This is a genomic window from Actinoplanes sp. ATCC 53533, assembly GCF_003947245.1.
Window position 1 is genome coordinate 1 of record NZ_QHHV01000357.1, and the last position, 7,504, is coordinate 7,504.

Genomic DNA, 7,504 nt, shown 5'->3' on the forward strand with positions numbered 1-7,504 from the left:
CACTGGGGTCGCGGCGGTGGCCAGTGCCACCAAGGTGACCTTTGCCGCCGGGTCAGGTCAGGCCAACGCGATCACGGTGACCCGCTCTGGCCGGGTCGTCGTCATCGACGACAAGGTGACGATCAAGCCCGGCAGGGGCTGTAAGCGGGTCGGCAGCGACAAGACCCGGGTGAAGTGCACGACCACGTCGAACCCCGCGCTCGTCACCGTCAGCACCGGAAACAAGAACGACGTCATCACCAACAAGACCGGCATCCCGATGACCGCCAACGGCGGCAGCGGCGACGACATCATCGTCGGTGGCAGCGCCCGCGACGCGGTGCTCAACGGCAGCACCGGTAACGACAAGGTTTACGGCGGGGCCGGCAACGACGACCTCTACGGCGGCACCGGCAACGACAAGCTTTACGGCGGCAGCGGCAACGACGAGCTCGACGGCCTGGCCGGCGCCGACTACCTGGGCGGTGGCGCCGGCAACGACCACGCCATCTACTGGAACCGCACCAAGTCCGTGACCGCCAACCTCGACGGCAAGGCCAACGACGGCGAGAAGGGCGAGAAGGACACCATCGCCACCGACGTCGAGAACCTCTGGGGTGGCTCCGGCAACGACACCCTCACCGGCAACGCCGGGGCCAACTACATCGTTGGCTGGGGCGGCAAGGACGTCATCCGTGGCGGCGCGGGCAACGATGCGCTCTCCGCGGGGGGCAACCTGGGCAACACGATCTACGGCGACGCCGGCAACGATTACATCCACTCGGGCAGCGGCAACGACCTCGTGTACGGCGGCGACGGCAACGACTTCGTGTACGGCGAGTCCGGCAACGACAGGGTCTACGCCGGCCCCGGCAACGACTGGGTCGAGGGCGAGCTCGACAACGACCTGGCCTACGGCGGACCGGGCAACGACTGGCTGATCGGCGGACCCGGCAACGACCGGCTCTTCGGCGAGGCCGGCGACGACAACCTCCGCGGCACCGGAAGTTCGATCACCGGCGAGTCCGACACCGAAACCGACACGGTCGACGGCGGCGCCCACGTCGGCGAGTACGGCGACACCTGCTACGCCGGCGCCGCGAGCACGAAGGTCAACTGCGAGTAGGTAACCGGGTGCCCCTGCACCGGGGCGCTCGGTTCCACCCGTTACCCAAACGTCGGCGATCGCCTCGGTGGACAGGTACCACGCAGGTTTACCCGCTACTTCAACCCTGGGTTTGACGCACCCGGGCTGTGGATGGGGGACCCTACCTGGCAATGGACCTCCTCGAAAGCAACGAGTTGATCTTCGCGGACCTCATCGCGCCGGAGGCGACCTACAGCGCTCCTGACGGGACCTTGCTCGCGCGCATCGTCCGGATGGACGGGATGGTCGCCAGGAAGCGCAAGCGGGGCAACTTCTTCAAGCGGTTGATCACGCCGCCCATCGACGTGGGGGGCCCGGTCGCGCTGCGGGTCGAAGACGTTTCCGGCCGATCGCTGCTGACGTTGCGCGGTGCGAGCGACTCCGTTTGCGAGGTGCGGGACGCCGACTTCAAGACGCTGGGCAGGTTCGAGCACGACGACCAGCTCGTCACCGACACCTGGACCTCGAGCCTGCTCGACCGGAATATCCAATGGCAGAACTTCTTCCGGGCCTGGGCGGTTCGCAACCCGGACGGCGACGTCGTCCTGGAGATCCAGACCAACGAGATCAAGTACGGGCGCAGGAACTCGGCCAACATCCGGGTCGGGGGCGACATCCGGACGATCACCACCGTCGACGGCACCCAGGTCGCGGTCTGGACGGACGAGCGGCTGACCTTCGAGCGGGAGCTGGCGTCCCCGCTGCGCGAACTGGTGATCGCCACGCCGATGGCGGTCAAGGCGATCAGCCCGACCGCCTTCTCCAGTTGGTCGGGGCCGCTCGGCGAATACATTTGGGAGCGGCCGTGACCGACCTGTTCCGTCAAACCGAGCTGATCTGTGCCAAGTCGATCTACCGGACGCTCGACGGGTCGTTCCTCGGCAAGGTCATCCTCACCTCGGGGACGCTGCCCGAGAAGGAGCCTTGGCACCGGCTGCTCTACGCCCGGCGCCCCACCGTCGGCGGCTTGGCCATCATGCGGATCGAGGACGCCGACGGGAAGCCGTTGCTGACGTTGCGCGGCAGCCAGGGCATGTGCGACGTACGAGATCTCAACGGCAAGACCATCGGCCATCTCGGTCTGCTGTCCGGGACGGTGGGTGAGGTTCTGCGCAGCAGATTCCTGAGTGGACTCCTGCCCGGATACCGGGCCTGGTCGGTACGGGACAAGGTCGGCAACGTGCTCCTCAGGATCGTCCCCGGCGAGGGCATTCGAACGATCGGCTTGGGGGACGGAACTCAGGTGGCGGTCTGGAAGGGCGACCGGCTGACCGTCGCACATCAGCTCCCGTCGCCGTTGCGGGAACTGGTGATCGCCATACCCGCGGCGGCCCGGCTGGTTCCCGACCTGGCACCTTGAGCATGCCGGCAACCCATGGTGAGGTGAGGAACATGCCTGAGGAACGCGCCTTCTGGCTCGACGAGAGCTTCGACCGTGAGCATGGCAGCGGCGGTCGCAGTCGCTACGACGCCGAGGTGCTCGCGCGTGTCGACGACTTCGCCGACTCGTGGGGCGACATCGCGCCGGTCTCCTTCGCAGCGATAGCGTGGCGGCTGGCGACCGAGCTGTCACCCGGCTACGTCCGCTGGCACCGGCGGATCGTCACCGCCACCTGCACGCCGAGCCCGTGGGACGGGAGCATGATCTTCGCGGTCACCGTGATCTCACGATGGCCGGCCGAACTCACCTGGACCAGGCAGTGGCAGCGCGATCGTGGCTGGCGGGACTGGCCGCAGTTGTTCGGCCAGTACACGATGCCGTCGGAGCAGGATCTGACTCGTAGCCCGCATCTGCGAGCGCTCCTGCAAGTCGAGGGCCCGGTTCCGCTCGATGATCTGCCTCCGGCTCCGGCAGGCCCTGACAGCTCCGTTGCGCTCGCGGCGCGCAGGGCCGTCACCGTGCTCGTACGAGAGCTCAACGAGCTGCTCGCCCCGGTGATCGGCCAACTCGAGGCCGGAGTGCCGGCGGAGTCCTGACCGGCCGCCGCTGGGTGAGCCCGGGCCGGCCGTACGATTGGCCTGAGCTTTCCGTGGCTGAGAGGACACCGCCGTGTACCTGATGATCTCGACCTATCTCGCGCCGATCGACCAGGTCGACGAGGCTCGGGCCGCGCATCTCGCCTTCGTCGACGAGCTGGAACGGGCCGGTGTGCTCGTCTCCGCCGGGCGCCAGACCCCGCCGGCCGGCGGCGTTCTGCTGCTCGACGTCGAGACCGAGGCTCGGGCGCACGAGCTGCTGACCGACGACCCGTACGTGCGCCAGGGCCTGGCCGAATACGCCGCGACGGGCTGGCAGCCCACCCGCGGCGTCCTCGCCGACTGGAAGAGCCCGAACGCTTAGGCCGTAGCGATCTCGCCGAGGGCACGCCGCGTGTTGTCCTCGGCGATCGACCGCATCCCGGCGACGTTGGGAAAGTCGCCCTCGATGATCTGCAGCGGCCCGGCGACCAGCGACAGGTAATGCACGAGCCGGTAGTGCGCGAGCCGGGCCGGGTCCAGCGGGACCGTGCGCAGCGCCGGGTAGAGCGGGCCGAAACGCAGCTCCAGGAACGCGTGCTCCCACTCCACGTCGAAGAACATCGAGCCCTCGATGTCGATCAGGACCGGCTCGCCGGCGGGGCCGATCAGGACGTGGTCGGCGCCGATCTCGCCGTGGATGAAGCCGTACCCCGATCGGGGTCGCACCGCGGCGTAGCGCGTGTGCAGTTCGTCCGCCAGCCGGGTTTGCTCCGCGGCGATCCGCGGTTCGCGCGCCGCCGCTGCCGACAGGGAGTTCAGGCCGCGTTGCAGGGCGAAGCCTGCCGGGGTCGCACCGGGGAAGCCGAACGAGTCAGCGGTGTGGCTGTGCATTGTGCGCAGCATCTCGCCGAGCCGGCCGAGGGCCTCGCGGCCGGCGACCGCATCGCGTTCCAGCAGCGTCTCGAGCGAGCCGCCACGGACCTCTTCGACCAGGGCGTGGTCCGGGCCCATGGCCACGATCTCCGGTACGCGCACGCCCAGGCCCCGCAGCACCGCGTAGGCCCGGACGAACCCGTCACGTCCGGTGTCGGCGTCGAACGGGCCGACGCTGAGTCCGGTCTGTGCCGGCCAGAAGTTCTCGTCGGCCGTCCAGCGGTACAGCAGGACGGTCGACCCGTCGTCCAGGGTGAGGCGGTAGACGCCCTTGGTGGTGCCGCCGGGGAGCCGGGTCAGCTCGCGGAGCCGGCGGTCCGCGCCGTACGTGGCGCGGACGAGGTCGTGCAGGTCTGCTTCGCTGACGAATGTGCGCATCCGGCCCACCTTTCCGCACCGGCGGGCGGTGGGGTACCGAGTTACGCGCGGTGCGAGCGGAGCCGGCCGACCTCGCCCATGATCGTGTTGATCAGCAGGGTGTTGAGCAGGACTCCGGCCGCCACGCTCAGCCAGAGCATCGCGACGCTCAGCCAGCCGTCACCGAGCAGGAAGATCGGCGCGAAGATTATCGAGACCGGCGCGGTGAGGCCGATCAGGTAGACCGCGGCCGAGGACGGCTCGTGGCTTCCGGTGGCGAGGTTTCCGCCGAGCAGGATGACCGCGGTGACCGCAACGGCGAACAGGTAGACGCGGGTTGCCCAGGTGCCGAGGAAGAAGGTGGTCATGCGGTCCATCGTGGTGAGACGGCCGGGCGCGCTCCTGAGTAGCGCTACTCAGCCGGTGCCGGTGCTCAGCTCAGATCGTCGCCGGTGAGCAGTCCGCGGATGCCGAGTTCCGCGGCGACCGCCGGGTGGCACTCGTCGACGATGACCGCCGTACCGATCAGGGTTGCCCCCAGGGCCGCGACCAGCGCGCCGAGGCCGCGGGCCTGGGCACCGGTGGCCGCCCAGTCGTCGACCAGCAGGACCCGGTCGGATCGGTCGATCAGCCGGGTGCGCACGCCCAGCCGCTGGCCGTCGCCACGATGATCGGTGGGCACCTCCGCCCAGGTCATCGGTTCCGCGATCGGCAGCCGCGCGCCGGCCCGGTATGCCTCGACGAAGCCGACCCCGAGCGCGCGCGCCACGAGCGGGCCGACGAGGAAGCCGGTCACCTCCGGCGAGACGACGACCGTCGGCGTGGCGTCCGGAAAAAGTGCCGCGAGGCCCGGCCCGAGGCCGTCGAGCACGAACGGGTCGCGCCACCAGCCAGATCGGTCGCTGACGAGCAGATCGGTGTCCGGACCGGGGTCGGTCCAACGGAATCCGGCGCGAAGCCGGTCTCGCAGATCGGAAGCCACAGTCTGATGGTGTCATCGCGGCTCCGGTCGGCCGGCGCCGAGTGGGCAGAACCCGCTCAGACTAGGGGTCAAGTTGATGCAGCCGCCCACGTCGATCAGGCATGCTGTTCGGCGTAACCATGCCAATTCTCCCGGCGGGCCGTCGCTCGCTCAGCCCAGGATCCCGCGCCGGCCTCGGCGCGGCCCTCGTGCTGCTCCTCGTCGTGTCGGCCGTGGAGGTCGCCGACGGCTTCCAGGGCAACTTCGTCGGGCTGTACGCCACCGTGCCGTTCCTGGCCGCCGTCTTCGCCTACTGGCAGACCGTGGTCGTCGCCGGCGCGGTCTCCGTGATCGTCGGGGTGGTGCTCGCGGGGACGGACGGCACCTACGGCACCGTCGGCATGGTCAACGTCGCCGGAATCATGCTGGCCACCGGCATCGCCGCCGCGGTCGCGACCATCCGGCAGCGCAAGGACGGCCGCATCGTCGAGTTGCTGCGGCTGGCGGCGGTCGCCCAGCAGGCGGTGCTGCGCCCGCTGGGCCCGCAGGTCGGCAACCTCGCGGTGGCGGGCCGCTACATCTCGGCGTCCGCCGCGGCGGACATCGGTGGAGACCTCTACGAGGCCCTGGACACCCCGTACGGGGTACGGATCATCATCGGCGATGTGCGGGGCAAGGGCCTGGACGCGGTACGGCTGGCGAGCATCGTGCTGGGCTCGTACCGGCATGTGGCGTTCGAGCGTGCCGACCTGCGGGCGATCGTCACGGACCTGGACCGGGCCGTGGCCCGCAGCGTGGGCGACGAAGACTTCGTGACCGCCGCGCTGGTCGAGGAGCGCGGTGGCACCCTGACCATCGTCAACTGTGGACATCCGGCGCCCCTGCTGCTGCGGCGCGGGCAGGTCATCGCGCTGGATCCGCCGGCGCCGGCGCCGCCGCTCGGGTTCATGCCGGTGGCGCGGCCCCGGGTGGAGCGGTTGGAGCCGGGCGACCGGCTGCTGCTGTTCACCGACGGCCTGGGCGAGGCGCGCCGGGACGGTGAGTTCTTCCCGACCGCCGACCGGGCCTGGCGGCTGCTCGGTCACGGAACGGTCGGGGACGGGCTGGCGTCGCTGGAGACCGCCCTGGTGGACTGGGTGCACGGGCAGTTGGAGGACGACATCGCCCTGGTGCTGCTCGAGTACGGCGGCCCGGACGGCAGCGCGCCGGTGGGCATGCCGAGCTGGGAGGTCGGCGCCGCCGGGAGCTAGTCCTCGCGCCGGTCTGGTTCGGCCGGGGTGGGCGCGGCCTCCGACGATCCGGCCTCGGGCGCGCGTGCGGGCCCGGGGATCACCGCGACCGTGGCCCGCGCGGCGATCGTCTCCGGTTGGCGGTGCCGTCCCACGTAGTGGCGCGGCTGGTCGGCCTGGCGCGGTTCCGGAATCAGACTCTTGATCGTGGCGAACATGCTGACCTCCCCGGGTCGGGCGTACGGTGCGTCGCGTACAACCGGAGCAACGACGCGCTTCGCCCGTCGATACGTCCGAACGGCGCGGCGACTTGCAAATGACCGAACGGTTGTCTCGGTTCCCACCCGATCGGAGACGTTTGACCCCCAACCCGACGGACAGCAAATGATCGAAGCGGACTTGTCGGTCCCTACCAGTGGGTAATACAGTGTTGGTTACTGACGGGTAACTCGCGTCCGGGAGAGCGGGGCCAAGAACAACATGAGTCACTACAAGAGCAACCTGCGTGACCTCGAGTTCAACCTCTTCGAGGTCTTCGGGGCGGATCGTGCTTTCGGCCAGGCGCCGTTCGACGGCATCGATGCCGAGACCGCACGCGACGTGCTCGCGGAGGTCAACCGCCTGGCTCGCGAGGACCTCGCGGCCAGCTACACCGAGGCCGACCGTAATCCGCCGCGTTTCGACCCGGTGACCAACACCGCGGATCTGCCCGAGGCCTTCAAGAAGTCGTACGCGGCGTTCATGGCGTCCGAGTTCTGGCGCCTTGACCTGCCGGAATCCCTCGGCGGCACGCTCGCCCCGCGGGCGCTGTGGTGGGCGATCGCCGAGCAGATCCTGGGATCCAACGCCCCGGTCTGGATGTATTCCTCCGGTCCGTCCTTCGCGCACGTCGTGCAGGTCGAGGGCACCGAGGAGCAGAAGAGGTGGGCGCGGCTCTTC

At 69.6% G+C, this 7,504-nt stretch carries 11 protein-coding genes; 7 read left to right on the forward strand and 4 right to left on the reverse strand.

Translation table 11 applies throughout. From position 1 onward, the window contains the following. The 5 genes from DMB66_RS56995 to DMB66_RS57015 all read left to right on the forward strand — a co-directional run. On the forward strand, positions 1 to 1,105 hold a 1,105-nt coding region (locus DMB66_RS56995; RefSeq protein ID WP_370321389.1), incomplete at its 5' end, for a calcium-binding protein. 152 nt (positions 1,106 to 1,257) lie between these two features. Next, entirely contained in the window at positions 1,258 to 1,935 is a 678-nt protein-coding gene (locus tag DMB66_RS57000) for a hypothetical protein (RefSeq protein ID WP_125812330.1), read from the forward strand. Next, the gene (locus DMB66_RS57005) at positions 1,932 to 2,486 is read left to right on the forward strand and encodes a hypothetical protein (RefSeq protein WP_125812331.1); all 555 of its coding nucleotides are present in this window, start codon (positions 1,932 to 1,934) and stop codon (positions 2,484 to 2,486) included. The genes DMB66_RS57000 and DMB66_RS57005 overlap by 4 nt, the downstream gene beginning before the upstream one ends. A 32-nt stretch (positions 2,487 to 2,518) precedes the next feature. After that, positions 2,519 to 3,103 carry a hypothetical protein gene (locus tag DMB66_RS57010; protein ID WP_233625569.1) on the forward strand — a complete coding sequence of 195 codons (585 nt, stop codon included), beginning with the start codon at positions 2,519 to 2,521 and terminating at the stop codon, positions 3,101 to 3,103. A gap of 82 nt (positions 3,104 to 3,185) precedes the next feature. Continuing rightward, entirely contained in the window at positions 3,186 to 3,467 is a 282-nt protein-coding gene (locus tag DMB66_RS57015; protein WP_199753248.1) for a YciI family protein, read from the forward strand. On the opposite strand, the gene DMB66_RS57020 is transcribed toward DMB66_RS57015, so the two are convergent. From DMB66_RS57020 to DMB66_RS57030, 3 genes are all read right to left on the reverse strand, one after another. Then, positions 3,464 to 4,396: a phosphotransferase family protein gene (locus DMB66_RS57020; RefSeq protein ID WP_125812334.1), complete on the reverse strand. Its 933-nt coding sequence runs from the start codon at positions 4,394 to 4,396 to the stop codon at positions 3,464 to 3,466. The two genes, DMB66_RS57015 and DMB66_RS57020, sit on opposite strands and share 4 nt — an antisense overlap. Before the next feature lie 41 nt (positions 4,397 to 4,437). Next, positions 4,438 to 4,743 (reverse strand): SCO4225 family membrane protein, encoded by a 306-nt coding sequence (locus DMB66_RS57025; RefSeq protein WP_125812335.1) that lies wholly within the window; start codon positions 4,741 to 4,743, stop codon positions 4,438 to 4,440. A gap of 65 nt (positions 4,744 to 4,808) precedes the next feature. Then, positions 4,809 to 5,357, reverse strand: coding sequence for a phosphoribosyltransferase family protein (locus tag DMB66_RS57030; RefSeq protein WP_125812336.1), 549 nt, complete (start codon positions 5,355 to 5,357; stop codon positions 4,809 to 4,811). Positions 5,358 to 5,458: 101 nt separating this feature from the next. Here DMB66_RS57030 and DMB66_RS57035 point away from each other — a divergent pair, with 101 nt between their 5' ends. Beyond that, positions 5,459 to 6,586 carry a PP2C family protein-serine/threonine phosphatase gene (locus DMB66_RS57035; RefSeq protein WP_125812337.1) on the forward strand — a complete coding sequence of 376 codons (1,128 nt, stop codon included), beginning with the start codon at positions 5,459 to 5,461 and terminating at the stop codon, positions 6,584 to 6,586. Here DMB66_RS57035 and DMB66_RS57040 read toward each other — a convergent pair. Then, positions 6,583 to 6,783 (reverse strand): hypothetical protein, encoded by a 201-nt coding sequence (locus DMB66_RS57040; RefSeq protein ID WP_125812338.1) that lies wholly within the window; start codon positions 6,781 to 6,783, stop codon positions 6,583 to 6,585. The two genes, DMB66_RS57035 and DMB66_RS57040, sit on opposite strands and share 4 nt — an antisense overlap. A gap of 262 nt (positions 6,784 to 7,045) precedes the next feature. Here DMB66_RS57040 and DMB66_RS57045 point away from each other — a divergent pair. Further along, positions 7,046 to 7,504, forward strand: a 459-nt coding sequence (locus tag DMB66_RS57045) for an acyl-CoA dehydrogenase family protein (protein WP_148112911.1), incomplete at its 3' end; no start/stop codon positions are given.